At 72.8% G+C, this 26,541-nt stretch carries 22 protein-coding genes; 13 read left to right on the forward strand and 9 right to left on the reverse strand.

The window, feature by feature from the left end; translation table 11 throughout:
* Positions 1–24: 24 nt before the first annotated feature.
* The 3 genes from ACFYYF_RS12015 to ACFYYF_RS12025 form a co-directional block, all read right to left on the reverse strand.
* A complete protein-coding gene (locus ACFYYF_RS12015; RefSeq protein WP_365494331.1) occupies positions 25–795 on the reverse strand; it encodes a DUF4142 domain-containing protein in 771 nt (256 codons plus the stop codon).
* A gap of 211 nt (positions 796–1,006) precedes the next feature.
* Complete coding sequence (locus ACFYYF_RS12020; RefSeq protein WP_388774132.1) at positions 1,007–2,380, reverse strand: cryptochrome/photolyase family protein; 1,374 nt, start codon at positions 2,378–2,380, stop codon at positions 1,007–1,009.
* A gap of 723 nt (positions 2,381–3,103) precedes the next feature.
* Positions 3,104–4,630, reverse strand: a complete 1,527-nt coding sequence (locus ACFYYF_RS12025) for an SDR family oxidoreductase (RefSeq protein ID WP_388774135.1) — start codon at positions 4,628–4,630, stop codon at positions 3,104–3,106.
* A gap of 156 nt (positions 4,631–4,786) precedes the next feature.
* On the opposite strand from ACFYYF_RS12025, the gene ACFYYF_RS12030 reads away from it, so the two are divergent.
* The gene (locus ACFYYF_RS12030; RefSeq protein ID WP_388774137.1) at positions 4,787–5,308 is read left to right on the forward strand and encodes a MarR family winged helix-turn-helix transcriptional regulator; all 522 of its coding nucleotides are present in this window, start codon (positions 4,787–4,789) and stop codon (positions 5,306–5,308) included.
* Positions 5,309–5,476: 168 nt separating this feature from the next.
* The gene (locus ACFYYF_RS12035; RefSeq protein ID WP_388774140.1) at positions 5,477–7,612 is read left to right on the forward strand and encodes an MMPL family transporter; all 2,136 of its coding nucleotides are present in this window, start codon (positions 5,477–5,479) and stop codon (positions 7,610–7,612) included.
* 79 nt (positions 7,613–7,691) lie between these two features.
* Here ACFYYF_RS12035 and ACFYYF_RS12040 read toward each other — a convergent pair whose 3' ends face one another.
* Positions 7,692–7,859, reverse strand: a complete 168-nt coding sequence (locus ACFYYF_RS12040) for a hypothetical protein (protein WP_361682497.1) — start codon at positions 7,857–7,859, stop codon at positions 7,692–7,694.
* A 319-nt stretch (positions 7,860–8,178) separates the two neighbouring features.
* On the opposite strand from ACFYYF_RS12040, the gene ACFYYF_RS12045 reads away from it, so the two are divergent.
* The 3 genes from ACFYYF_RS12045 to ACFYYF_RS12055 all read left to right on the forward strand — a co-directional run bounded on the left by ACFYYF_RS12045 (position 8,179) and on the right by ACFYYF_RS12055 (position 11,186).
* Positions 8,179–8,661 carry a hypothetical protein gene (locus ACFYYF_RS12045; protein WP_388774143.1) on the forward strand — a complete coding sequence of 161 codons (483 nt, stop codon included), beginning with the start codon at positions 8,179–8,181 and terminating at the stop codon, positions 8,659–8,661.
* Positions 8,662–9,349: 688 nt separating this feature from the next.
* Entirely contained in the window at positions 9,350–9,904 is a 555-nt protein-coding gene (gene ssuE, locus ACFYYF_RS12050) for an NADPH-dependent FMN reductase (RefSeq protein WP_361682493.1), read from the forward strand.
* 139 nt (positions 9,905–10,043) lie between these two features.
* Positions 10,044–11,186 (forward strand): LLM class flavin-dependent oxidoreductase, encoded by a 1,143-nt coding sequence (locus tag ACFYYF_RS12055; protein WP_388774145.1) that lies wholly within the window; start codon positions 10,044–10,046, stop codon positions 11,184–11,186.
* Here the strand turns inward: ACFYYF_RS12055 and ACFYYF_RS12060 are convergent.
* Positions 11,176–12,249, reverse strand: a complete 1,074-nt coding sequence (locus ACFYYF_RS12060; protein WP_388774147.1) for an acyl-CoA dehydrogenase family protein — start codon at positions 12,247–12,249, stop codon at positions 11,176–11,178. The genes ACFYYF_RS12055 and ACFYYF_RS12060 overlap by 11 nt on opposite strands.
* 101 nt (positions 12,250–12,350) lie before the next feature.
* Between ACFYYF_RS12060 and ACFYYF_RS12065 the strand changes: the two genes are divergently transcribed.
* The 4 genes from ACFYYF_RS12065 (at position 12,351) to ACFYYF_RS12080 (ending at position 16,359) form a co-directional block, all read left to right on the forward strand.
* A complete protein-coding gene (locus ACFYYF_RS12065) occupies positions 12,351–12,704 on the forward strand; it encodes a YciI family protein (protein ID WP_361682487.1) in 354 nt (117 codons plus the stop codon).
* Positions 12,704–13,903: an RNA polymerase sigma factor gene (locus ACFYYF_RS12070; protein WP_388774149.1), complete on the forward strand. Its 1,200-nt coding sequence runs from the start codon at positions 12,704–12,706 to the stop codon at positions 13,901–13,903. The genes ACFYYF_RS12065 and ACFYYF_RS12070 overlap by 1 nt, the downstream gene beginning before the upstream one ends.
* Positions 13,904–14,354: 451 nt before the next feature.
* On the forward strand, positions 14,355–15,260 hold the full coding sequence (locus ACFYYF_RS12075) for a universal stress protein (RefSeq protein WP_388774151.1): 906 nt from the start codon (positions 14,355–14,357) through the stop codon (positions 15,258–15,260).
* Between the two features lie 64 nt (positions 15,261–15,324).
* Entirely contained in the window at positions 15,325–16,359 is a 1,035-nt protein-coding gene (locus ACFYYF_RS12080) for a zinc-dependent alcohol dehydrogenase (protein WP_388774153.1), read from the forward strand.
* A 5-nt stretch (positions 16,360–16,364) separates the two neighbouring features.
* Here ACFYYF_RS12080 and ppk2 read toward each other — a convergent pair whose 3' ends face one another.
* Complete coding sequence (ppk2, locus tag ACFYYF_RS12085; RefSeq protein ID WP_388774156.1) at positions 16,365–17,168, reverse strand: polyphosphate kinase 2; 804 nt, start codon at positions 17,166–17,168, stop codon at positions 16,365–16,367.
* Between the two features lie 88 nt (positions 17,169–17,256).
* On the opposite strand from ppk2, the gene ACFYYF_RS12090 reads away from it, so the two are divergent.
* Both ACFYYF_RS12090 and ACFYYF_RS12095 read left to right on the forward strand, forming a co-directional pair.
* Complete coding sequence (locus ACFYYF_RS12090) at positions 17,257–19,641, forward strand: phosphoketolase (RefSeq protein ID WP_388774158.1); 2,385 nt, start codon at positions 17,257–17,259, stop codon at positions 19,639–19,641.
* Positions 19,642–19,776: 135 nt separating this feature from the next.
* A complete protein-coding gene (locus ACFYYF_RS12095; RefSeq protein ID WP_388774160.1) occupies positions 19,777–22,161 on the forward strand; it encodes a glycoside hydrolase family 65 protein in 2,385 nt (794 codons plus the stop codon).
* Positions 22,162–22,227: 66 nt separating this feature from the next.
* On the opposite strand, the gene ACFYYF_RS12100 is transcribed toward ACFYYF_RS12095, so the two are convergent.
* Both ACFYYF_RS12100 and ACFYYF_RS12105 read right to left on the reverse strand, forming a co-directional pair.
* On the reverse strand, positions 22,228–22,932 hold the full coding sequence (locus ACFYYF_RS12100; protein ID WP_361682473.1) for a response regulator transcription factor: 705 nt from the start codon (positions 22,930–22,932) through the stop codon (positions 22,228–22,230).
* 161 nt (positions 22,933–23,093) lie between these two features.
* Positions 23,094–23,558 carry a cyclic nucleotide-binding domain-containing protein gene (locus ACFYYF_RS12105; RefSeq protein ID WP_388774163.1) on the reverse strand — a complete coding sequence of 155 codons (465 nt, stop codon included), beginning with the start codon at positions 23,556–23,558 and terminating at the stop codon, positions 23,094–23,096.
* A gap of 262 nt (positions 23,559–23,820) precedes the next feature.
* Here ACFYYF_RS12105 and ACFYYF_RS12110 point away from each other — a divergent pair, with 262 nt between their 5' ends.
* The gene (locus tag ACFYYF_RS12110) at positions 23,821–24,441 is read left to right on the forward strand and encodes a hypothetical protein (RefSeq protein WP_388774166.1); all 621 of its coding nucleotides are present in this window, start codon (positions 23,821–23,823) and stop codon (positions 24,439–24,441) included.
* 390 nt (positions 24,442–24,831) lie between these two features.
* Positions 24,832–25,719, forward strand: a complete 888-nt coding sequence (locus ACFYYF_RS12115; protein WP_388774168.1) for a universal stress protein — start codon at positions 24,832–24,834, stop codon at positions 25,717–25,719.
* Positions 25,720–25,813: 94 nt separating this feature from the next.
* On the opposite strand, the gene ACFYYF_RS12120 is transcribed toward ACFYYF_RS12115, so the two are convergent.
* Complete coding sequence (locus ACFYYF_RS12120) at positions 25,814–26,398, reverse strand: hypothetical protein (protein WP_388774171.1); 585 nt, start codon at positions 26,396–26,398, stop codon at positions 25,814–25,816.
* Positions 26,399–26,541 lie beyond the last annotated feature (143 nt).

Here is a 26,541-nt window from a genome sequence, read left to right on the forward strand (position 1 = left end):
CGCCGTTCACAGGACCTGCGTCGTTCAGCCCACCGTCGGCGTCGGCGAGGGCAGCGCGGCCCCTCCCGAGGGCAGGGACGCCCCGCCGTTGTTCTGCGACGCCCCGCCCGCCGGGGGCGTCAGGACGACCTCCGGCTCGCCGGGCTGCGGCGCGGGCGGCGTCATGTCGGACGCTGGCATCTTCGGGATGGTGGTCTCCTGGATGATCACCTGGTCGAAGTTGACCAGGCCGGTCTTCTCCATCACGGTGATGTGGTCCAGCACGGTGTCGTTGGCCTGGTCGGCGAGCTGCCGTACGAGACTGTTCTCGGTCGACGCGCGGATCTTCGCCACGGTCGAGAAGATCTGTCCGTGCGTCACGCGCAGGATGTTGGCGAAGTCGGTGTCGAACTTCGTGCCGGAGTCCCCGCTCAGGGTCGCCACGAAGCCCTGCTGCTGCGGGGACGGCTTGTTGGGCAGCGTGATGCCGAGTTCCTTGGCGACCTTGCGGCTGGTGGCGTCGAGGCCGGCGTGGCCCGAGATCAGGTGCTCACCCGCAGTGCGCACCGCGGGGGTGGTGCCCTTCTGCAGGGCCAGTTGTCCGACCGGGTACTCCCACAGCCCCGCCGCGCGCACCTTGACGACGAAGTCGCGGTCGGCCTCGGTCAGCGGCCCCGAGGACGGATTGGCTATGACGCGGACCGGCGCGGCGGACGTGGTCTGGATCCCCAGCATGGCCGGATAGGCGAGCGCGGCCAGGGTCAGCGTCAACGCACCGGTCACGAAGAGGGTTCCCACGTTCCGTGTAATGCGCATTGAACAGCCTCCTGGGGGCGGGTGCGGCGGGGCCGGAGCTGCTGACTCCGGGGTGGCCGCGCGATGGATCCGGTGCGCACGGATCCGGCACGAGTGGTTCGGACGACCATCAATACGGCGGCACACCGATGGGGAATCTCTACAACAGGTAAAATCCCCGGCAGTTTATATTCGGTTCCGATCGCCCGTGAACGCGGCCAGGGCCTTGCCGTCAGTCCAGGCCACGGGCCTTCTTGAAGCGGGCCAGCCCCTCGGAGAGGTCGACGATCGGGTCCGGATAATCGCAGGCGGCGCGGTCCAATCCCTGGAGCTTCCAGGGCTCGTGCACGGCATGCCCGGCGATCTCCGCCAACTCGGGCACCCAGCGGCGGACATATGCCCCGTCGGGGTCGTAACGCTTCGCCTGGGTCAGCGGGTTCAGGACACGGTTGGGCCGGCTGTCGGTCCCCGTCCCCGCCATCCACTGCCAGTTGAGCTGGTTGTTGGCGACATCCCCGTCCACCAGCAGGTCGAGGAAGTGCCGGGCCCCGACCCGCCAGTCCACGTAGAGCGTCTTGACCAGGAAGCTCGCGGTGAGCAGGCGCCCCCGGTTGTGCATCCAGCCCTCGTGGCGCAGCTGCCGCATCGCGGCGTCCACCACCGGATAGCCGGTGCGTCCCTCCCGCCACGCCTCGATGTCGTCCCGTGCCTCGGCCTCCGTCCGCCACCGGTCGTGCTTGGTGCGGTAGTCGGCGGCGGACGCGTCGGGCCGCGCGGCCAGCACCTGGTGGTGGAAGTCGCGCCAGGCGACCTGCCGTACGAACGCCTCGGCGCCCGGACCGCCCGCGTCGCGCGCCCGCCGGACCAGTTCGGCCGGCGACAGGGTGCCGAAGTGCAGATGGGGGGAGAGCCGGGACGTGGCGTCGCCGGGCAGGTCGTCGTGGCGGTCCTCGTACGCCCCGATCCCGCCCCGCAGCCAGGCGTTCATCCGCTTTCTGGCCTCCGCCTCACCGCCCCGGGCCAGCCCCTCGGACACCCCGGACACGTCCGGGCGCGAGGGGACCGCCTCCGAACCGACGCCGTCCGGCACCCGGACGACCCGGGGCGCCGCGGCCGGGTCCCGCAACGGCTGCCGGTCCCACTGGCGGTGGTACGGCGTGAAGACGGCGAAGTGGTCGGAGGCGGCCGGGGTCACGGCGCCGGGTGCGAGCGCGGTGACCACGGCGTCGTGGACGTGCAGACGGCGTCCGTCCGCCTCCAGCGCGGTGCGCAGCCGCTCCTCCCTGCGGTGCGCGTACGCGCTGACTCCCGCCGCGACGTGCACCGCGTCGGCGTCGGTCTCGGCGGCGGCCTTGGCCACCTCGGCCGCCACGTCGCCGGAGCGCACGATCAGCCGGCCGCCGCGGTCGCGGAGCCCGGCGTCCAGGTCCGTCAGACAGTCGGCGAGGAACGCCATCCGGTTGGGGGCGGTGAACCCGGCGTCCGCGACGGCGTCGTCGCGGACGAAGAGCGGCACCACCGCGTCCGAACCGTCGAGGGCGGCCCGCAGCGGCGGATGGTCGTGCAGGCGCAGGTCGGAGGTGAACAGCACGATCGAGACGGTCATGGGGTGGCTCCGGGGCAGTGCTGGGAGGGGTACGGCGTCGGACTGCTTCGGCTCGGGCGAGCGATGCGGATGCGGCGCGGGCGGGTCGTACGGAGGTCCGGACGGGCGGCACTCCCGCACGCCGGTCGACCGCCCCGTGCCGGTCCCACCGCCCGGCGGCGCGACGCGGGGCGGACGGCCGCGGCGGGTGGCCACAGCGCAGGGTGGACGAGGCCGGGGCGCCACAGACGACCTCCGCGGGACCACGGGTGAGCGCCGCACCCGCACAGGCTGGCCGTGGCCGTGGCCGTGGCCGTGGCCGCGGGTGCCGTGCGGGATGGGTGTGGGTGTCGGGGGTGGCGTACAGCATCTCCGTGGGGCGAGGGGTGGTTTCGCTCAGGGTGGCCGCGGCTGAGGGTGCCGTGCGGGGTGGCTGTGGGGGTCCGGGGCGCCGCACGGGGCCTCCGCGGGGCCGTGGGTGGGTGCCGCACGGGCCGGCCGCGGTTGAGGGTGCCGTGCGGGGTGGGTGTGGGAGTCGGGGGTGCTGTGCAGGACCTCCGCGGGACCGTGGGTGGGTGCCGCACCCGCACAGGCTGGCTGTGGCTGTGGCTGTGGCTGTGGCTGTGGCTGTGGCTGTGGCTGTGGCCGAGGGTGCCGTGCGGGATGGGTGTGGAGGTCGGGGGTGGCGTGCGGGGCCTCCGTGGGGTGGTGGGTGGGCTTGGGTCGGCACGGTGGTGTCGTGGGTCAGCGGATGAGTGCCGGGCCCGCGGCATCGGCGGGGGCGTTCTTCGCGGCCAGGGCGATGTTGCGGGCCATGCCGCCGAACACCACGGCGTGGAACGGAGAGACGCTCCACCAGTACAGGTGCCCCAGCAGCCCGTGCGGATGGAACAGCGCCCGCTGCCGGTAGCGCGTACGCCCGTCGTCCGTCGCGTCGGCGTACATCTCCAGCCACGCCAGCCCCGGCAGTCTCATCTCGGCCCGCAACCGCAGCAGACGGCCCGGCTCGATCTCCTCCACCCGCCAGAAGTCGAGGGAGTCGCCCACCCGCAGCCGGCTGGCGTCCCGGCGTCCGCGGCGCAGCCCCACCCCGCCCACCAGCCGGTCCATCCAGCCGCGCACCGCCCAGGCCAGCGGGAAGGAGTACCAGCCGTTGTCGCCGCCGATGCCCTCGATGACCCGCCACAGATTCTTCGGCGACGCGTCCACGGCCAGTTCGCGCTCGTCCGTGTAGAGACTGCCGCCCGCCCAGTCGGGGTCGGTGGGCAGCGGATCGCTGGCCGTCCCGGGGTACGACGCCGACGACCACCGGGTCGTCACCTGGGCGTCGCGGACCCGCTGGAGCGCCAGGGTCACCGCCGCGTCGAAACCGATGGGCCGTCCCGGCGGATCGGGAACGTACCGGACGATGTCGTGCTCGCGGCACACGACCTCGTGGCGCAGCGACTCGGTGAGCGGGCGCGCGATCGACGCGGGCACCGGGGTGACCAGTCCGACCCAGTGACTGGACAGCCGGGGCGTGAGGACCGGTACCGCGAAGATGAGCCTGCGCGGCAGCCCGGCGATGACCGCGTACCGGCGCATCATGTCCAGGTACGTGAGGACGTCGGGACCGCCGATGTCGAAGGTGCGGTTGACCTTCGCGGGCATCTCGGCGCTGCCGACCAGCGTGCGCAGGACGTCACGCACGCCCATCGGCTGGATCCGGGTGTGCACCCAGCTCGGCGTCACCATCACCGGCAGCCGCTCGGTCAGATAGCGCAGCATCTCGAACGACGCGGAGCCTGAGCCGATGATCACCGCGGCGCGCAGCACGGCGGTCGGTACGCCCGACTCCAGCAGGATCTCTCCCACCTCGGTCCGGGACCGCAGGTGCGGCGACAGCTCCGCGATCGGAACGCCCGCGGGGGTGAGGCCGCCCAGATAGACGATCCGCCGCACGCCCGCCGCACGGGCCTGCTCGCCGAAGATCCGGGCGGCCTTGCGGTCCGTCTCCTCGAAGTCGTGGCCGGTGCCGAGGGCGTGCACGAGGTAGTACGCGATCTCGCAGCCGCGCAGGGCTTCGCCGACCGAGCCGGCGTCCGTGACGTCGCCGCGCACCACCTCCGCCTCACCCGCCCAGGGATAGTCGCGCAGCTTGTCCGGCGAGCGCGCCAGACAGCGCACCCGGTACCCCTCGGCCAGCAGTTCGGGCACCAGCCGGCCGCCGATGTAGCCGGTCGCACCGGTCACCAGGCACCGGGGGCCGGTGCCCGTCTCCTCGTCGCTCATGGGTCCTCCGTCGGTCGCCACCGGGCCCCCTGGGGGACCGCCTGCCTCCCTGATCCCTTCCACGCGGGCACGGCCCGCGGATGCGCCGGACGGGGCGGCCGCCGGGAGCCGGACGCCCGAACGGGGGAGGTGCCCGGACTTCTATAGGCTGATCACGTGGCCAGACGAGACGACCGTGACGACCTGACGGACGTTCCGGACCCCGGCACGGGCCCGGAGCGGGACCGGGCCGGGGTGACGGATCTTCACTCCTTCGCGGTCGAGCTGCGCCGGCTGAACGGCGAGATCAACCGGCTGGTCCACGGCTTCGCCGGGGAACACGGCCTGCACGCGACGGACGTTCTGGCGCTCGCGGCGATCCTCGACGCCCCCGAGCCGCTCACGCCGGGCCGGCTGCGCGAACACCTCGGACTGACCTCGGGCGCGGTCACCGCGTGCCTGGACCGGCTCGAACGCGCGGGCCACATCCGGCGCGTCCGGGAGAGCCCCGACCGCAGGGTGGTCCACCTCCACTACGTCCCCGACGCCCGGTCCGCCGCGCGCGCCCATTTCCGGCCGCTCGCCGACGTCACCGCCAGCGTGCGGTCCGGTTTCAGCGAGGACGAGCTGTCCGTGGTCCTCAGATTCCTCGCGGCGATGAACGAACAGCTCTCGGCCGTACGGTCACCCGGCCGCTGAACCCGCGACGGGCGTTCGTGTCCGAAGGCCTCCGCCGCATCCGAACGGCCCCCGGCGCCGGAACCCCGGGCATGGTCTACGATCTGGGCGCGAGATATCTCAATGATTAAGATTGTCATTTGTTGAGAGAAACTTGCTGAGACATCTGTCGGCGAAACTTGGAGAGCGATGTCCCTCACCCCGCGACGGGCCCTGTGGCTGATCCCCGTCGTCCTGCTCGTCGCCTGGCTCGGCATCGGAGGCACCCTCGGCCCCTACGCCGGCCGGCTCGGCGAGGTCTCCACCAACGACCAGGCCGCGTTCCTGCCGCGCAGCGCCGAGTCCACGAAGGTGGTGGCCCAGCAGCGTGCCTTCCAGCGGGACGGCACGCTGCCCGCGATCGTCGTGTGGACCGTGGACGGCGGCACCGCCACGGCCCGGCAGTCCGCCGCGACCCGCGCGCTCGCCGCCCTCGCCGGAACCCCGGGCGTGGTCGGCCGGCCGTCCCCCGCCGTGCCGTCGGACGACGGCAAGGCCCTGGAGGGCGTCGTCCAGCTCAGGCCGGACCTCGGCAAGGACCTTCCCGACGCCGTCGACCGGATCCGTACCGCCGCCGCGGGCGTCGCCGGTACGACCGCGTGGATCGCCGGACCCGCCGCCAGCCAGGCCGACCTCGGCGACGCCTTCGCCGGGATCGACGGACTGCTCCTCGGGGTGGCCCTGGCGACCGTCCTCGTGATCCTGCTGCTCGTCTACCGCAGTGTTCTGCTGCCCTTCCTCATCATCCTCGGATCGGTGTTCGCGCTGGGCCTGGCCTGCGCGATCGTCTACGTCCTCGCGGACCACGGCGTCGTCCGCGTCGACGGCCAGGTGCAGGGCATCCTGTCGATCCTCGTGATCGGCGCCGCGACCGACTACGCCCTCCTGCTCAGCGCCCGCTTCCGGGAGGAACTGGCCCTGAGCGCCGACCGGTTCACCGCGGTCCGGGCGGCCCTGCGGCAGTCCTGGGGCGCCATCGTCGCGAGCGCGGGAACTGTCGCCCTCGGACTGCTGGCCCTGCTGCTCAGCGACCTGACCAACAACCGGTCGCTCGGTCCCGTGGGTGCCATCGGGGTGGCCTGCGCCGCGCTGAGTTCGCTCACCTTCCTGCCCGCCGTCCTGGTGCTCCTCGGCCGCGCCGCCTACTGGCCCGCCAAGCCCCGGCCGGCGGGCGGGGCGGGCACCGGCGACGGCATCTGGAACCGGGTCGCGGCACTGGTCGACCGCACGCCGCGCAAGGTCTGGGCGACGGCCCTGGCCGGACTCATCGCGTGCGCGGCCTTCGCGCCCACCCTGACCGCGAAGGGCATCCCGCTCGCCGAGACCTTCGTCAACGACGCGCCGTCGGTCGCCGCGCAGGAGACCCTCGGGCGGCACTTCCCCGGCGGCTCGGGCAACCCGGCCGTGATCATCGCGAACGCCGACCGCGTCGAACGGGTCACGTCCGTGGCGCGCGCGACCGACGGAGTCGCCTCGGCCGCCGCGGTGACGGCGTCCGGGCGGCCCGGCGGGGGAGCGCCCCGGATCATCGACGGCCGGGTCCGTGTCGACGTCACGCTGCGGTCGGCCGCGGACAGCGACGCGGCCAAGGACACGGTCGCCCGGCTGCGCACGGCGGTGCACGCCGTACCGGGCGCCGACGCGCTCGTCGGGGGCTACGCGGCCCAGCAGTACGACACCCGGCAGACCGCCGAACGCGACCGCGCGCTCATCGTGCCGGTGGTCCTCGCCATCATCGTGGTCATCCTGATCGGCCTGCTCCGCTCGCTGCTCATGCCCTTGCTCCTGGTGGCGACGGTGGCGCTCAACTTCGTCGCCACGCTGGGCATCTCCTCGCTCGTGTTCCGCCACGGGTTCGGTTTCACCGGCACCGACGCGTCCGTGCCGCTGTACGGGTTCGTGTTCCTGGTGGCCCTCGGCGTCGACTACAACATCTTCCTGATGTCACGGGTCCGCGAGGAGTCGGTGCGGCACGGGGTACGCCAGGGTGTGCTGCGCGGACTCGTCGCCACCGGCGGGGTGATCACCTCGGCGGGCGTGGTGCTGGCCGCGACCTTCGCCGCCCTCGGGGTGATCCCGCTGGCGTTCCTGGTGCAGATCGCCTTCATCGTGGCCTTCGGCGTCCTGCTCGACACCCTGGTCGTCCGCTCCCTGCTCGTGCCCGCCCTGGTCCGCGACATCGGCCGCCGCGCGTGGTGGCCGGGGAAGCTCAGCCGCGAGCCCGGAGCCGGACCCGCCCCGACGCCCGCGACCGGTACGCGAGGGAACGAGCGCGTCGAGGTGTGACGAGGCGGGAGAAACACGACGGTCCGCCCGCGCGGCTCGCGCGGGCGGACCGTTCGTCGCGGCCGGGCCGTGCCCCGGCTCAGTCCTCGTCGCCGACCGGAACGACGACGAGGAACGCGTCCGAGTTCAGGTCCATCACGACCGTCGCCGGCAGTCCCTCGGTCCGGCGTCGTGCCGCGTACTCCTCCGCGGTCCAGGATCCACGCGGAGCCCCGGCGGGAAATCGTTCCAGCACCCTTGTGCCCATGGCGGCAGACACCTCCAGCTCGGACGTCGGACCCGGAGCGACGAGTCCCGTGGCATCCGCTTGCCCGGCATTCGCCGGTTCAAGCGGAGGAGCGGATGCGAGCCGAGCGTTCACTGAGCCTGCGTCAGGAGGCGTCCCCTGCCCCGGACGGTGGAGGATGCCGCCGCGGCAACTCCCGGTCACGGGGCGCTCGTTCACCGGGAAGGCATAGCCGAGGCAAAGCCTGCCCCGGGCTGTTGATCTCCGCCCTCGCGCCTTTGACACTGTGGTGGCCGCGCGTCCATGTCGGGACGCGCGCGCGGAGGGGGACTGACGGGACATGAACGGACCCGCACCTGGCACCGTGGAGGTCGCGGTGCGCCACATCCTCAGCGACCGGACGACCGGCTTCCTGACCAGGACGCGCAGAATCACCTGGAAGGACAGCCTGTACCGGATGCGTCGGCCCACGTCCGGCACGCAGAGCGTGGAGCTGATCTGCCCGGTGTGCGAGGCCTCCCTGCTGGCAGAGGTCCGCACCGAGGCCCGTACCCGCCGGACGAGCGCCGTCCTGCTGGTCCTGGCTGCCCTGAGCGTCCTCGTCTTCGTCGCGGCGTTCGGCTACGCCGTCCACGAGGGCGGTCGCACCCTCCCTGAAGGGCAGTCGCTCCCGGCCGTGTTCCCCGTCAGCATCGTCTCGGTCTTCGTCACGTTCGTCGCCGCTCCGGTGCTCTTCGCGCGGGGCCGCCGCTACAACGGCGTCACCCTGCTGGACGCCCCCAAACCGCGCCGGAGGCACGGGATCATGCCGGTGCGTGGCTGAGTTCCGGGAACCCCCGGCCGCGACGCGGCCCACGGCGGCACGGCGGCCCACCACGGAGCACCCGTGGACGTCACCGTCCGGGATACGAGATCGAACCGCCGTTCCTTGACTGTCCTCGCTCTGGGCTGCGACGATCTCCACATGAAGATGCGACTGGACCTCACGCGGCGACGCCACGTCGACCTCGCGCGTGTCTGCAGCGCGTCCTGTCGCCGCGAAGTCTGACGACCCCGACGCAGGGTCTCCTTCGCGCGGGTCCGTCCGCCCACGGTGAGTTCATCCCACCGTGATCCGGCGCGTTCCTTCGTCTCCCGCCCTCGCTCCGGGCCCCCGAACTCCGGCCGCTTCCGGCTGAGTTCCCGGACCGCGACGTGTCCGGACAGCGCCGGCCCGGTGTGCCGGGCCGCTGTCCGTGCGGTGTGCCGACGACCAACCGCCTTACGGAGGACGGGAATCCGTCGGGACTCAGGTGCCCTTCCAGCGTGCCACGCCTGTGTGGTGCGAGCCTGGCCCGTCGTCCCCGTTCTCCTCGCCGCCCCGGCAGTTCACCGCTCCGGAGCACCGGTCACGCCTTCCCTCCACGCTCCAGCCGACGGACCCGCCACCCGGGTCACCGCATCCACCCGCGAGCCCGCTCGCGGCACTCACCCGGCAGCCCTTCACCGGAACCGTTCACGAAAGAGGACCCATGGCCACCGTCCTGTCCGTCTCCGGAAGCCCCTCGGTCTCCTCCCGCACCGCCAAGCTCCTGCGTCACCTCGACACGCGGCTCGCCGCGCAGGGCCACGAGGTGATCCCCCTGGACGTCCGGACGATCCCCGCCGAGGCGTTGCTCGGCGCGGACTTCCAGCATCCCGCCATAGTCGAGGCGGCCGAGCTGTTCGCCCGTGCCGACGGAGTGGTCATCGCGACCCCCGTCTACAAGGCCGCCTACTCCGGCGTTCTGAAGGCCCTGCTCGATCTGCTCCCGCAGTACGCCCTGACCGGGAAGACCGTGCTGCCCCTGGTGACGGGCGGCAGCACCGCCCACGTGCTCGCCCTGGACTACGCACTCCGTCCGGTCCTCAACTCCATGGGGGCGGCCCACATCGTGCAGGGCTGGTTCACCCTCGACAAGGACATCATCACCGGCCAGGACGGCAGCGTCACCGTGGCGCCGGGCAGCGCCGAGGCCCTGGCCCAGGTGGTGGACCAGTTCTCCGCGGCCCTCGGCCGTACGCCCCTGCTCGCCGCCACGGGCTGACGCCGACGGCCGCCTGAACGGCCGCCTGAACGGCCGCCTGAACGGCCGCCTGAACGGCTGCCTGAACGGCGGCCGCCTGTACGGCCGCCGTCGGACGGCCCCGTCGCCCACCAGGTCCCCACGATCGGAGAACGCCGCCGTGTCCCTCACCTTCCACTGGTTCCTGCCCACCAACGGTGACAGCCGGGATGTCGTCGGCGGTGGTCACGGCTCGCCCGCCACCGTTTCCGGACGCGACCGGCCGCCGACGGTCGCCTACCTGAGCCAGATCGCCCGTGCCGCGGAGGACCTCGGGTTCGTCGGCGCCCTCACCCCCACGGGCGCCTGGTGCGAGGACGCGTGGCTGACGACCGCGATGGTCAGCCGGCACACCGAGCGGCTGAAGTTCCTCGTGGCGTTCCGGCCGGGCTTCGTGTCCCCCACGCTCGCCGCGCAGATGGCCTCCACCTTCCAGCGCCAGAGCGGCGGACGGCTGCTGCTCAACGTGGTGACCGGCGGGGAGAGCCACGAGCAGCGCGCGTACGGCGACTTCCTCGACAAAGACGCCCGCTACCGGCGTACCGGCGAATTCCTGGAGATCGTCCGGGACTTGTGGGACGGCAGGACCGTCGACCTCGCCGGCGAGCACCTGCGCGTGGAGGACGCCCGGCTCGCCCGGGTACCCGACCCGGTCCCCGAGATCTACTTCGGCGGCTCCTCACCCGTCGCCGGCGAGGTCGCCGCCCGTCACGCGGACGTCTATCTCACCTGGGGCGAACCGCCCGCCCAGGTCGCCGAGAAGATCGCCTGGATCCGCGGGCTCGCGGCGAAGGAGGGCCGGGCCCTCCGGTTCGGCATCCGGCTCCACGTGATCACCCGCGACACCTCCGAGCAGGCCTGGGCCGAGGCCCGCCGGCTCCTCGACGGCTTCGACCCGGCGACGGTGGCCTCCGTGCAGGAGGGGCTGGGCCGCAGCGAGTCCGAGGGCCAGCGGCGGATGCTCGCGCTGCACGGCGGCGGCCGGGACGGACTGGAGATCCACCCCAACCTGTGGGCCGGCATCGGTCTGGTGCGCGGCGGAGCGGGCACCGCGCTGGTCGGCAGCCACGAAGAGGTCGCCGACCGGATCGGGGAGTATCACGCCCTCGGCATCGACGAGTTCGTGCTCTCCGGCTACCCGCACCTGGAGGAGGCCTACTGGTTCGGCGAGGGCGTCCTGCCCCGGCTCGGCGCGCGCGGCCTGTGGCGGCACCCCTTCGCGAGCCCGTCGGTGCCGGCGACGCAGGTGCCCTTCACCGGCTGAGCGGACCGGGCCGCCCGATCGAGCCCAGCGACCCCAGGTGCGCCGCGCGCACCTGGGCCGTCTGCCCCTGCACCAGCAGGAACATCCCCTCGCGCGCGAGGCGTTGGGCCGGGCTGCGCAGGTCCATCGCCCGCCCGCCTCCGGCCACGACCGCCGCCGTGGTGGCCGCACGCATCACCTCGTACGCCCGTGTCTTGCACACAAGACGCTCCTCGATCCGCTCGGTCGGGACCGGGTGGTCGGCGAGTTCGTACGCCTGCCGCCTGACCTCGTCGAGGCGCGCCCGCAGTCCGGCCGCCGTGTCCCGCGCCGAGGGATCGTCCTCCAGCAGACCGATCGCCGTCGCCGTGATCCCGAAGACGGCCGGTGAGGCATTGGTGTTCTTGGGCCGGTCGGTGACCGCCCAGGTCTCGTACGGGGTGCGCAGCGCCACCGCGTCGTCGGGCAGCCACAGCCCGTCCAGCTCCAGCGAGACCGTCCGGGACGCGGTGAGCGCGGCGAGCCGCATCGGCGGGGACGGGCGCAGCCCCGGCTGCTCGCGGGCCTGAGTGAAGGCGAACAGCGCCTCGTCGTCCGCCGTCACCCCGGCCAGCAGCATGACGTCGTTCAGGCCCCAGCCGGTGTACCAGGGGACCGTCCCGTCGAAGCGCCAGCCGCCTCGCTCGCGCGTGACCCGGACCGGGACGCGCGGGTGGGCCCGCAACTGGGCGTACGCGACGCCGGAGAGCATCTCACCGCGCGCGAGCGGACCCAGCAGCCGCTCCCGTACCGGAAGGCGGCTCTTCGCCAGGGTCGCCACGGGCGTGTGGTGCTGGCTCTGCACGAACCACGTCGAGCAGCACGCCCCGGCCAGGATCTCCGCCGTCTCGCGGACCACCGGGGCGGGCGCCGCCGAGCCGCCGTCCGCGACCGGCGCGGCGATCCCGAGCAGCCCCGACCGCTTCACGGCCTCGATACTGCTCGCGGGTACCCCGTCCCGGTCCACGTCCTCGGCCAGGGGTGCCAGGACCCGGGACGCCAGGTCCCGGGCGGCGGTCAGGAGCGGATGCGGTGGGACGGTCATCGAAGGAATCTCCCGCTGTCGTCGTGGCGTGTGTCGATCCGGCGCCCTCCCGTTCGTGTAGGGAGAAAGACGCCGAGTGGGACCACCGAGGAGGACACACCATGAAGCACTACCTGCTGAGCGTGATGCAGCCGCAGGGCGAGCCGCCCGCACCCGAGGTCCTGGAAGAGATCATGCACAGGGTGGAGGCGTTCAACACGGAGCTGCGCGAGGCCGGCGCCTGGGTGTTCGCCGGGGGACTGCACGGGCCGGACACCGCCACCGTGCTGCGGGCCCGGGACGGTGACGTCCTGGTCACCGACGGCCCGTACACCGAGAGCAAGGAGTACCTGGGCGGGATCTGCCTGATCAAGGCGCCCGACCTCGACGCGGCGCTGACGTGGGGGCGCAAGGCGGCCCTCGCGACGACACTCCCGATCGAGGTGCGCCCCTTCACCGACGAGACCGAGGACTGATGACCGTCGGCGCCGACGACGTCGAGGCCGTCTTCCGCGCCGAGTACGGCCGGGCCGTCGCCGTCCTGATCCGCTTCCTCGGCGACATCGACCTCGCCGAGGAAGCGGTCCAGGAGGCGTTCACCACGGCCGTGGCGAAGTGGCCGGAGACCGGCGTACCGCCGAGCCCGGCCGGCTGGATCATCACGACCGCCCGCAACCATGCCGTCGACCGGCTGCGCCGCGAGTCCACCCGCGCCGCCCGGCAGGCCGAGGCGGCCCGGCTGCACGTCCCGGACGACCCCGTGGAGGAGGGCCCCGTGCGCGACGACCGGCTCCGGCTGATCTTCACCTGCTGCCACCCCGCGCTGGCCCCCCAGGCCCAGGTAGCCCTCACGCTGCGCCTCCTCGGCGGCCTGAGCACCGCGCAGATCGCACGCGCCTTCCTCGTCCCCGAACCCACCATGGCCCAGCGGATCGTCCGCGCGAAGGCCAAGATCCGCGACGCGGGCATCCCCTACCGGGTCCCGCGCGACGCGGACCTGCCCGACCGTGTCAGGGGCGTCCTCGCCGTCGTCTACCTCGTCTTCAACGAGGGGTACGGGGGCCGCGCGGACCTCACCGCCGAGGCACTGCGCCTCGGACGCCTCCTCGTCGAACTCATGCCGGACGAACCCGAGGCGCTCGGTCTGCTCGCGCTGATGCTGCTCGTCGAGGCCCGCCGGCCGGCCCGGACGACGGCGGACGGCGACCTGGTGCTCCTCGCCGAACAGGACCGGGCCCTGTGGGACCGGGACCTGATCGCCGAGGGCCAGGCCCTCGTACGCCGCTGTCTGCGCCGGGACCGGCCGGGGCCCTTCCAGATCCAGGCCGCGGTCAACGCCGTCCACAGCGACGCCCCGACCGCCGCCGCCACGGACTGGGGCCAGATCCTCGCGCTGTACGACCAGCTCATGGCGATCGCCCCCAGCCCGGTCGTGGCCCTCAACCGCGCCGTCGCCGTGGCCGAGACGCAGGGACCGGAGCGCGCCCTCGCTCTCGTGGAGGAGCTCGACCTGGAGGGGTACCACGCCTTCCACGCGGTACGGGCCGAACTGCTGCGCCGGCTCGGACGCGACGCCGAGGCGCTGCGGGCGTACGACGCGGCCGTCGCGCTGACCGCGAGCGCGCCGGAACGGGCCCTTCTCGAACGGTCCAGGGCCGCCCTCGCGGGGGACTGACGGCCCGGCGGAGCCCGCTCCTGCGGCATGCCATGCGCGGTGTTCCCGGTGTTCCCGGTGTCCTCGGTGTCCTCGGTGTCCTCGGTGTCCTCGGAGGAGCACCGCCCTGGCCGTGCGCGAGGTCGTACGCGCCGGCCAAGGAGGTCCGTGCCTGCCCGGGCTCGCCCTGATCGGCGCCGTCGCGCTGCGGATGTCCGCGGTCGCGGGCATCGTAAAGACGGGGCGGCGGGGGCCGCGAGCGGGCGCGCCCGGCACCGGCCGGACGGCTCGCCGGGCATGCCGGCACACCGTTCTCGACCACCACCCCGTCCCCGGTGGGTCCGCGCCGCCGTACGTCCGCATGGGCCGAACGGCCCGCATCGGGGACCTGCGGCCCCTGCCCCCGCCCGACCGTTCGACACGACGCTGGAATCGGAGCCCGACCGGGCCGCCGATTCAGGAGGTGGACATCATGCCCCGCACCGTCACCGTGGGCCTCGACGGTTCTCCCGAGAGTCTCGCCGCCGCCGAATGGGCCGCCCGCGAGGCGCGGCTGCGCGGTGTGCCGGTCAGGCTGGTCAACGTATGGGAACCGGCCCCGGACCCGCTGGCCCAGGCTCCGCTGCTCGGAGCCGAGACCCAGCAGCACTGGAGCGAGCGGATCCCGCGCGAGGCGGCCGAAGGGGTCCGGGCCCGCCACCCGGGAGTCGAGGTCGTCACGCAGCAGCTCACGGGCCGGCCCGCCGAGGCGCTGCTGAAGGCCGCGGACGACGCCGAACTCCTGGTCCTCGGCACGCGCGGGCTCAGCGGGGCCGGCGGCTTCATGGTCGGCTCCGTCGGGCTGGCCGTCGTCGCCCACGCCGAGCGGCCCGTGGTGTTCGTACGGGCCGGTGAGCAGGCCGCCGACGAACACGAGTCGGACCCGACGGGCATCCCGTCCGCCGTCGCGCCCTTCCGCCCCGTCGTCCTCGGCCTCGACACGGGCGCCCCGGACGACGCGCTGATCGGCTTCGCCTTCGAGGCGGCCCTCCTGCGCGACACGGCGCTCAGGGTCGTGCACTCCTGGAACGAGCCGCCCTACATCGCGTACGGGCTGCCGCCGGACCTGAAGATGAACGCCCGGCTGGCCGCCGAGGACGCCGCCGCCATGACCGCGGCACTGCGGACCTGGCGGGAGAAGTACCCGGCCGTCGAGATCATCGAGGACTCCCTGTCCGGGAAGCCGGCCAACCACCTCGTGGACGCCTCCCGCGAGGCCTCGCTCGTGGTCGTGGGCCGCAGGATCCGCCATGCCGCGCTCGGCGCCCACATCGGGCCCGTCACGCACGCCGTGCTCCACCACGCGGGCGCGCCCGTGGCCGTCGTACCGCACCCGTGATCGCCACGGGCCGCACCCGGGCCCGATGCCCGTCCCCGCCCGATCGCGCAAGGAGAGACACCTGATGAAAGCAGCAGTCGTACGAGCGTTCGGTGAGCCGCTGGTCATCGAGGAGCGCCCCGACCCCGAGCCGGGACCCGGCCAGGTCCGTATCCGGCTGGAGGCCTCGGGACTGTGCCACACCGACATCCACGCGGCCAACGGCGACTGGCCGGTCAAGCCGAGCCCGCCGTTCGTGCCGGGACACGAGGGCGTCGGCCTGGTCGAGGCGCTGGGCGACGGCGTCACCCATCTCGCCCTGGGACAGCGCGTCGCCGTGCCCTGGCTCGGCAGGGCGTGCGGACGCTGCGAGCACTGCCTCTCCGGCTGGGAGACCCTGTGCGAGCAGCAGCTCAACACCGGCTACGGATACGACGGCGGCTACGCCGAGAAGATGCTCGCCTGGGCCGACTTCGCGCAGCCCGTGCCCGAGGGGATCTCCCCGCTCGACGCGGCCCCGCTCACCTGCGCCGGCGTCACCACGTACAAGGCCCTGAAGGTCGCCGACGTCCGGCCCAGCCAGCTCGTCGCCATCTCCGGGGTGGGCGGACTCGGCCATCTGGCCGTGCAGTACGCGAAGATCGCCGGAGCGACCGTGGCGGCGATCGACGTCACCGACGACAAGCTCGAACTCGCCGCGGAACTCGGCGCCGACATCGTGATCGACGCCCGCAAGGAGGACCCGGGCGAGGTCCTGCGGAGCCACGGCGGAGCGCACGCCGTGCTCGCGCTCGCCGTCAACGAGGAGGCGTTCGCGGCGGCGTACACCGGGCTGCGGCGCGGCGGGAAGCTCGTCATGGTCGCGATGCCGGCGCACGGCACCATCCAGGTCCCGATCTTCGAGACCGTGCTGAACGGCACCTCCGTGATCGGCTCCATCGTCGGCACCCGGCAGGACCTGACCGAGGTGTTCGAGCTGCACGCCGCGGGCCGGACCCGGGTCATCCGCGAGTCCCGGCCCCTCGCATCGGTCAACGAGTCCATCGACGAGGTGCTGCACGGCCGCGTCCAGGCCCGCATCGTCTTCGACTTCGGCGAAGGGAACCGACCCCCGGCGTGAAGGTCTCAGAGGCTCGCCGCGTGGTCCGGGACGAACGTCTGCAGATCGCGCGGCGGGCGCACGTACCCCGTCGACGGCGGCCGCTCGGGCAGCTCCAGCACCGGCGGCGGCACCTCGTGATACGGGACGGTGGACAGCAGATGGGCGATCATGTTCAGCCTGGCGCGGCGCTTGTCGTCGCTCTCGACCACGAACCACGGCGCCTCGATGATGTCCGTGTGGACCAGCATCTCGTCCTTCGCCCGGGAGTACGCCTCCCAGCGGGTGATCGACTCCAGGTCCATGGGGGACAGCTTCCAGCGCCGCGTGGGATCCTTCAGCCGGCGCCGGAACCGCTTCTGCTGCTCCGCGTCGCTCACCGAGAACCAGTACTTGCGCAGCAGGACACCCGCCTCGACCAGCATCCGCTCGAAGATCGGGCACTGCCGCAGGAACAGCTGGTGCTCCTCCTTCGTGCAGAAACCCATGACGTGCTCCACCCCGGCGCGGTTGTACCAGCTCCGGTCGAACAGCACGATCTCCCCGGCGGCCGGCAGATGCTCCACGTACCGCTGGAAGTACCACTGGGTGCGCTCACGTTCGGTCGGCTTGGGCAGCGCCGCGATCCGCGCCACACGCGGGTTCAGATGTTCCGCAACCCGCTTGATCGTGCCGCCCTTGCCCGCGGCGTCCCGGCCCTCGAAGACCACCACCACACGGGCACCCTCGGTCCGCACCCACTCCTGGAGCTTCACCAGCTCCGTCTGCAGACGCAGCAGCTCCCGCTCGTACGCCGCGAGCGGCACCTTCGCCGTCTTCCCGCCGGCCATGCGGCCTCCTCCGCCCGATGACGCCTCCCGTGAAGCGCCGCGATGACCCGCCTCGTCGACATACCCCGATGACCTACGGAGTCACACCATGCCCAAGGCCGAACACCAGGACAGCACGGTACTGACCGACGACGAACTGCGCACGCTGGACGCCCACTGGCGGGCCGCCAACTACCTTGCCGTGGGCCAGATCTATCTGATGTCCAACCCGCTGCTCACCGAGCCCCTGACTCCCGCGCACATCAAGCCCCGGCTGCTCGGCCACTGGGGCACCTCGCCCGGCCTCAACCTGGTCCACACCCACCTCAACCGGGTGATCAAGGCCCGCGGACTCGACGCCCTGTGCGTCTGGGGCCCCGGGCACGGCGGCCCGGCCGTGCTGGCGAACTCCTGGCTGGAGGGCACGTACAGCCAGACGTACCCCTCCGTGCCCCGGGACCTCGACGGCATGGAGAAGCTGTTCCGGCAGTTCTCCTTCCCCGGCGGAGTCCCCAGCCACGTGGCTCCCGAGACGCCCGGCTCCATCCACGAGGGAGGCGAACTCGGCTACTCCCTCTCCCACGCCTACGGAGCCGCCTTCGACAACCCCGGACTGCTGGTCGCCTGCGTGATCGGCGACGGCGAGGCGGAGACCGGACCGCTCGCCGCGTCCTGGCACTCCGACAAGTTCCTCGACCCGGTCCACGACGGCGCCGTCCTGCCGATCCTGCACCTCAACGGCTACAAGATCGCCAACCCCACCGTGCTCTCCCGGCTCCCGGAGGCCGAACTCGACGCCCTGCTGCGCGGATACGGCCACGAACCCATCCACGTCACCGGTGACGACCCCGCCCAGGTGCACCGGGCCATGGCCGCCGCGATGGACGACGCCCTCGACCGCATCGCCGTCATGCAGCAGACGGCCCGTGAGGAGGGGGTGAGCGAGCGCGTCCACTGGCCGATGATCGTGCTGCGCACCCCCAAGGGCTGGACCGGGCCCGCGGAGGTCGACGGCGAGCCCGTCGAGGGAACCTGGCGCGCCCACCAGGTCCCCCTCGCCCAGGTCCGCGAAAACCCCGAACACCTGCGGCAGCTGGAGACCTGGCTGCGCTCCTACCGCCCCGGCGAACTCTTCGACGACCAGGGCCGGCCCGTCGCCGACGTCCTCGCCTGCGTGCCCGAGGGCGCCCGGCGCCTGGGCGCCACCCCGCACGCCAACGGCGGCCTCCTCCTGCGCGATCTGCCGCTCCCGCCGCTGGACCGCTTCGCCGTCCCCGTCGACAAGCCGGGGGCCACCGTGCACGAACCGACCCGGGTCCTCGGCGGTCTCCTCGAACACGTCATGCGCGAGACCTCGGGCCGACGCGACTTCAGGCTGGTCGGCCCCGACGAGACCGCCTCCAACCGCCTGGACGCCGTCTTCGGCGCCAGCGGCAAGGCATGGCAGGCGGAGACACTGCCGGTCGACGAACACCTCGACCGGCACGGCCGGGTGCTGGAGATCCTCTCCGAACACACCTGCCAGGGCTGGCTCGAGGGCTACCTCCTCACCGGCCGGCACGGGCTGTTCTCCTGCTACGAGGCGTTCGTGCACATCGTCGACTCCATGGTCAACCAGCACATCAAATGGCTGAGGACCGCCCGCCGGCTCCCCTGGCGCGCCCCGATCGCCTCCCTCAACTACCTGCTCACCTCGCACGTCTGGCGCCAGGACCACAACGGCTTCTCGCACCAGGACCCCGGCTTCGTCGACCACGTCCTGAACAAGAGCCCCGAGGTCGTACGCGTCTACCTCCCGCCGGACGCCAACACCCTGCTGTCCGTGATGGACCACGCGCTGCGCAGCCGCGACTACGTCAACGTCGTCGTCGCCGGCAAACAGCCCTGCTTCGACTGGCTGTCCATGGACCAGGCCCGCGCCCACTGCGCCCGCGGCGCCGGCATCTGGGACTGGGCGGGAACGGCCGACGGAGACCGCGAACCCGACGTCGTCCTCGCCTGCGCGGGCGACGTCCCCACCCAGGAGATCCTGGCCGCCTCCGACCTGCTGCGCCGCCATCTGCCCGGGCTCGCCGTCCGGGTCGTCAACGTCGTCGACATGACCCGGCTGCTGCCCAGGGAGGAACACCCCCACGGGATGAGCGACTTCGAGTACGACGGACTGTTCACCGCGGACAAGCCGGTGATCTTCGCCTACCACGGCTATCCCTGGCTCATCCACCGTCTCGCCTACCGCCGCGCCGGCCACCGGAACCTGCACGTGCGCGGCTACAAGGAGATGGGCACCACCACGACCCCCTTCGACATGGTCGTCCGCAACGACATGGACCGCTACCGCCTGGTCATGGACGTCATCGACCGCGTCCCCGGCCTCGGCGTCCGCGCCGCCGCCCTGCGTCAGAGGATGGCCGACGCCCGCTCCCGCCACGACACCTGGATCCGCGAGCACGGAACCGACCTCCCCGAGGTCGCGGACTGGACCTGGACCGGCTGAGGGGCCGGGCCGCGTCAGCGGCACGGTGCCGCCGTCCGGACGTGAGGGACGGCGGCCGGCGCTCACGGGAGAGGCCCGCCGTCGCCGCGCGCGTGCCGCGAGGACGGCGGGCCGCCCGTACCGGAGGATGGAGGCATGGACGACCTCACCTGGGACTACGAGGGCTACCACCCGGCGCAGGAACGCCTGCGTGAATCGCTGTGCACCCTCGGCAACGGGTACTTCGCGACCCGGGGAGCGGCCCCGGAGTGCGCCGCCGACTCCGTCCACTACCCGGGCACGTACGCGGCGGGCTGCTACAACCGTCTCACCTCACAGATCGCCGGGCAGCAGGTCGAGAACGAGGACGTGGTCAACCTCCCCAACTGGCTTCCCCTGCGCCTACGGACCGCCACCGGGACCTGGCTCACCCCCGACTCCCACCGGCTCCTCGACCACCGGATGAGCCTGGACCTCGTCGGGGGCACCCTGGAACGCACCGTGCGCTACGAGGACGAGGAGGGCCGGCGCCTCGCCGTGCGCCAGCTCCGCCTCGTCCACATGGCCGACCCGCACCTCGCCCTGCTGCGCACGGAGGTGACGGCCGAGGGCTGGTCCGGCCGCGTCGAGATCGAATCGGCACTCGACGGGACGGCCACCAACAGCGGGGTCGAGCGCTACCGCTCCCTCGCCTCCCGCCACCTGACGGACGTCAGGACCGGCACCGGGAAACCGGACACGGTCTGGCTGCGCTGCCGCACCACCACCTCGGAGGTCGGCATCGGACTGGCCGCCCGGACCGTCACGGACGCGCCCGCCGACACCACGGACGCGCACACCCCCGGACGCGCCGTCCAGTCGCTCAGGATCACGCTGACCGACGGCCTGACGGTGACCGTGGACAAGACCGTGGCCCTGCACACCTCCCACGACCCGGCGATCAAGGACCCGCTGAGCGCGGCCCTGGACCGGGTCGGCCAGGCCGCGGACTTCGAGACGCTCCTGGACACCCACCGCACCGCCTGGCGGCGACTGTGGCGCAACGCCGAACTGGACGTGCGCGACAGCGTGGGCTCGATCCTGCGCCTGCACCAGTTCCACGTGCTCCAGACGCTCTCCCCGCACACCGCCGAGCTCGACGTCGGCGTCCCCGCGCGCGGACTGCACGGCGAGGCGTACCGGGGGCACGTCTTCTGGGACGAACTGTTCGTGCTGCCGTATCTGAACCTCCACTTCCCCGAGGTCTCCCGCTCCCTGCTCACCTACCGCCACCGCCGTCTGGAGCGGGCCTGCCGGTCGGCCCGGGACGTCGGCCGCACCGGCGCGATGTACCCGTGGCAGAGCGGCAGCGACGGACGCGAGGAGACCCAGCGGCTGCACCTGAACCCGCGTTCCGGGCGCTGGCTGCCCGACCACTCGCACCTCCAGCACCACGTCGGATCGGCGATCGCGTACAACGTGTGGCAGTACTGCGAGGCGAGCGGCGACGCCGAGTTCCTGCACACCAAGGGCATCGAGATGCTCGTGCAGATCTCCCGCTTCTGGGCGGACTTCGCCGTGCACGACGCCGCCCTCGGCCGCTACCGGATCCGCGGTGTCGTCGGCCCCGACGAGTACCACGACGCCTACCCGGGCGCCGCCCGGCCCGGGCTCGACGACAACGCGTACACCAACGTCACCGCCGCCTGGGTGCTCTGCCGCACGCTCGACGTGCTGGGCGACATGCCCGAGCTGCTGCGCCGGGACCTCGTCGAGCGGACCGGCCTCGCCCCCGCCGAGCTCGACCTCTGGCACGAGGTGTCGAACGGACTGCACGTGCCCTTCCACGCCGGTGTCATCAGCCAGTTCGAGGGTTACGGAGACCTCGCGGAACTCGACTGGGAGGGCTACCGGAAGCGGTACGGCGACATCCGGCGGCTCGACCGGATCCTGGAGGCGGAGGGCGACAGCGTCAACCGCTACCAGGCGTCGAAGCAGGCGGACGTGCTGATGCTGGGCTATCTCTTCGCGCCCGCCGAACTCGGCGCCCTGTTCCGCAGGCTCGGCCACGAGGTCGACGACACCCTCTGGCGGCGCACCGTCGACCACTACCTGAGCCGTACGAGCCACGGGTCGACGCTGAGCAGCCTGGTGCACGGCTGGGTGCTGGGCCGGGCCAGGCGCGCCGAGGCCTGGACGTACATCCACGAGGCGCTGCAGGGCGACATCGCCGACCTCCAGGGCGGTACGACGGGGGAGGGCATCCACCTCGGCGCGATGGCGGGCACCCTCGATCTCGTCCAGCGCGGGCTCACCGGCATGGAGACCCGCGGCGGGGCGCTCCGGTTCGACCCGGTCCCGCTGCCGGAGCTTTCCGAGTACGGTCTCTCGATCCGCTACCGCGGTCACCGCGGTGTGCAGGTGCACCTGAGCGCGGGACGGCTGAACGTCAGTGTCCCGGCGTCGGACGAGCCGCCGGTCGACATCACCCTGGCGGACCGCACGGTGACCGTGGCGCCGGGAGAGTCCTGCACCCTCACCCTGCCGGACCGGAGCCCGTGACGGGAGACCGGGACCGGGGGCACGTGGGACCTGCGGGGGTGCGCCCGGCCCGGACCGGGGCCGGACTCAGCGGGAGGAGTGGTGGCCGGCCGCTTCCGGGTGTTCGAGCTGGTTGGCGAGAACCGCGGCCTGGACGCGGCGCTGGACACCGAGCTTGGCCAGCAGCCGGGAGATGTGGTTCTTCACCGTCTTCTCGGACAGATACAGCTCCTTGCCGATCTCACGGTTCGTGAGCCCGTCCCCGATCAGCGCCAGGATGTCCCGCTCGCGCGGCGAGAGACCGGCGAGCTCCTGCGAGACCGGCGGCTCCTCGGCCGGGTCCGTGCGCAGCTTGCGCATCAGCCGGGCGGTCGTCGTCGGGTCCAGCATCGACTGGCCGGACGCGACGGTACGGACCGCCGAGATCAGGTCGGAACCCTTGATCTGCTTCAGTACGTAGCCCGCGGCCCCGGCCATGATCGCGTCGAGCAGCGCTTCCTCGTCGTCGAACGACGTCAGCATCAGACAGGACAGCTCGGGCATCTGGCTGCGCAGCTCCCGGCAGACGGTGATGCCGTCGCCGTCCGGGAGGCGTACGTCGAGAACCGCCACGTCGGGGCGCAGCGCGGGGCCGCGTACGAGGGCGTGCTCCACGCTGTCCGCGTCGCCGACCACGGAGATGTCCGGTTCGGCGTCGAGGAGGTCGGTCAGCCCACGGCGTACCACCTCGTGGTCGTCGAGCAGGAAGACCCTGATCGGGTTGCGCTCGGAGAACGTACGCGCCTCGGCCATGACGACCCCTTGTTCAGTGACGGACCACGGACCGTGGATCCGCTCACCTCGATCATCACGCCTGCGGCCCCGGCGCACTAGGGCCGACCGGCCCCATCCGGGCCCGCGGAGGTCCTCGCGTGCCGTTGCGCCTTCCGCTGCCGTCGGCGCGGCGCCCGATCTCAGCGCGCGCTGCCGCTCCCGTAGGGGGCGTACAGGTCGAGCAGCCGGGTCCGGGCCGACTGGAGCCGGTGGGCGACGATCTCCCCGACCCACTGGGTCACGGCCATGCCCAGCGCGGGATCGTCGTGGCACAGCGCCCGGACGTCCTCGGCGTCGAACTCGTAGGCGCGCACGGGGCTCGTCGCCTCCGCGCCCAGATGCCAGGTGTGCGGCGCGAACAGCCAGGACCAGCCGACGAGTTCGTTGTGCCCGAGGATCTCGATGACCGCCGCGCGGCGGCCGGGGACCCGCAGGTCGAGGGCCACCGTCCCGGTCCGGATGATCCAGAACCGGTCCGCGTGACGTCCCTCCTCGAACAGCCGGGTGCCCTCGGGGAACGACACCTCGCGGGCCAGCCGCAGCAGCTGCTCCCGGTGAGCGGCGGGCAGCGCCCGCAGCATGGTGGATGTGGTGGAAGTGCTCATGATCCTGCCCTTCTGGCGCGCGATCCTTCCGCCTCAAATCTCCGCCCGCCGTCCGCCGGCCGCCATGGGCCGTCCGGCCCCGGTCGCGGGCCACCTGGCACGGGCCGGGGCCGGCAACGCCGTGCCGCACCGAACAGGGACCTTCGGCCCCGCGGCCGGGGACTCGCGGCCCCTCCGAACTCCCTTGCGCCGGCGGGACATTGAAGGCGCAACGAGAACAAGACCATGACCATGTCGAACACCCCTGGGAGGGATCAGCATCATGGCAGTCCACGAGCAACCGCGCCGGCACGCCGGGTTCCGCCTTGCTTCGCGTGGGACCCGTTCGGCACAGGCATCGGGCGAGGCGGCGAACGTCTCGGCCACGACGCTCCGCTCGTACGTCTTCGCGGGCCTGCGTCTGCTGACGGGGTTCGTCTTCCTGTGGGCCTTCCTCGACAAGACCTTCGGGTTCGGCTACGCCACCCCGTCCGGCAAGGGCTGGATCGACGGCGGCTCGCCCACCAAGGGATTCCTCGGCGGAGTCGCCGCGGGACCGATGGAGTCGACGTTCCACTCCTGGGCCGGCGCCGCCTGGGCCGACTGGCTGTTCATGGCGGGTCTGCTCGGCGTCGGCATCGCCCTCGTCGCCGGTGTCGCCCTGCGGCTCGCCGCGGTCGCCGGCACCGTGATGATGGCGTTCATGTGGCTCGCCGAATGGCCGCCCGCCCGGCACCTGTCCGACGGTTCGCCGAGCATGTCGCCCCATCCCTTCGTCGACTACCACGTGATCTACGCGGTCGTCCTCGTGGCCCTCGCCGCCGCGGGCGCCGGTGCCACCTGGGGTCTGGGCCGGCTCTGGGAGCGGCTTCCCGTCGTGAGCCGGAGCCCCTGGCTGCGCTGACCACGACCGCATCCGGTGCGGCGCCCTCGTGAGTGCGCGAGGGCGCCGCACCGTGCCCCGCCCCTTCGCCGCGCGCCCCCTTCGAAGTGCCCCGCCCCTTCACCGTGCCCGCACTGCGAAGTGCCCCGACCCACTGCGAAGTTCCTAGCCACCTCGCGGGTGCTCCGCCGTTTCACCGTTCCGGGCCGATTCGTCGTGGGTGCGGGGTTCCGGCGGACCGGCGGCGGGCACCCGCTCGGCCGCGGGGCCGGACGGCGGCGGCGTCGACGGCCGGGAGGCGTGAAGTCGCCTGCCACAGGGGCCGGTTGGTCCCTGCCAGGGACCAGCGGCCCCTCCTCCGGAGCCCGCGCGAACGCGAGACTCGTCCCGCATCCCCAAGGAGGTCCCCAGATGTCCCGCACCATCGTCGTCGGTCTCGACGGCTCGCCCGAAAGCCTCGCCGCAGCCGAGTGGGCAGCCGGTGAGGCCCGGCGCACGGACGCCCGGCTGCACCTCGTGCACGCCTGGTTGTGGCATCCCTACGTGTACGGCCCGTCGGCCGGCGTCGCGGTACCGCCGCCCGCGGAGGACCCGCAGCGCGAGTGGGCCGAACGTCTGCCGCACGAGACGGCGGACAAGCTCGTCGCGGACCACCCCGGCCTGTCCGTCACGGCCGAGCGCGTCGCGGAGCAGCCGGTCACCGCGCTGCTGGACGCCGCCGAGGACGCCGGACTGCTGGTGCTCGGGTCCAGGGGCCTCGGCCAGGTCGCCGGCTTCCTCACCGGGTCGGTCGCGCAGGCCGTGGTGGCCCGCAGCCGCACGCCGATCGTTCTCGTACGAGCCGACGCGCGGCCCGCGGAGGAAGCGCCGGGGCGCGAGGAGGTCGTACTCGGGCTCGACCTGGAGCACCCGGACGCCTCCGTCATCGGGTTCGCCTTCCGGGCGGCGGCCCACAGGGTCACGGACCTGCACGTCATCCACGGCTGGAGCCTGCCGCCGTACTACGGCTACGGCGGAGCCTTCGACGCGGGCGTCAACGCGGAGCTGCTCACCGAGGCGCAGCGCCGGCTCACCGAGACACTGACCCCCTGGCTGGAGAAGTTCCCGGCCGTCGAGGTGCGCCGGCAGGCCGTGATCGGCAGCGCGGGGCCCCATCTCGTGGAGGCATCGCGGAACGCCGCGCTGGTCGTGGTCGGCCGCCGCAACCGGCAGTCCCCGGTGGGCAGCCACGTCGGCCCCGTGACACAGGCGGTCCTGCACCACTCCGCGGCACCGGTGGCGGTCGTCCCGCACGACTGAGGGTCCGAACACCGTCACCTGCCGAAGGGCCCCGGGAATCTCCCGGGGCCCTTGGCGTTCCCGCGTCCAGGACGCCGAGCGGGTGGACCGGTGGTCAGGGCGTCTTGTGCCCCCACTGCGGTCCGAGCCGTTCCCACTCGCGCTCCCACCGGTTGTAGCGCCGCTGGTCGAGCCGCCACCGGACGACGCCGCCGACGCCGAAGACCAGACCGCCGAGGGCCACGGCGGCGCCGACGCCCAGCAGTGTGGACTCGGTCGCCGCGGCGCTCGTGGTCGGCGGTTCCGTGGTGGGGCGGCCGAGCGCGTCCAGCCAGATCACCACGTGCGCTCCGGCCTTGTGCCCGGATTCCACCAGGGCCGTGCCGACGCGCGGTGCCCCGTCCGCCGCCGTCCATCTGACCGTCGCCCGGACATGGTCGTACGCCGCCCCCTCACCGGCCGGGACCGCCGATCCCGTGGCGCCGACCAGGACGGCCGGGACGGCGTGCCGGTCGTGGCGCAGCCGCGTGAAGGACTCGTCGGCGGCGTGGGCCGTCACCAGACCGGCGAGGGTGCCGCCCAGCACCATCACCGTCCAGACGATCAGCACGATCCACGCCTCGAAGACGTCGTCACGGCGACGCAGCGGATTCCTCCGCCAGCGCCAGCACCACTGCCTCGCACCCTGTGCTCCGCGCATGGCACCGCACCTCCTCGTTACACCCCAACAGTGCAAGGGGATCGCTGTGCGCGCGAGCGGTGGCAGAGGTCGTTCGGTCCGTCGACGGGGCCCGATCGGCCCATGCGCCGAGCGTCTTCCCCGGTCAGGGTGGATGTACGAGG

Origin of the sequence: Streptomyces sp. NPDC001914, assembly GCF_042891215.1 — a bacterium.
GTDB lineage: Bacteria > Actinomycetota > Actinomycetes > Streptomycetales > Streptomycetaceae > Streptomyces.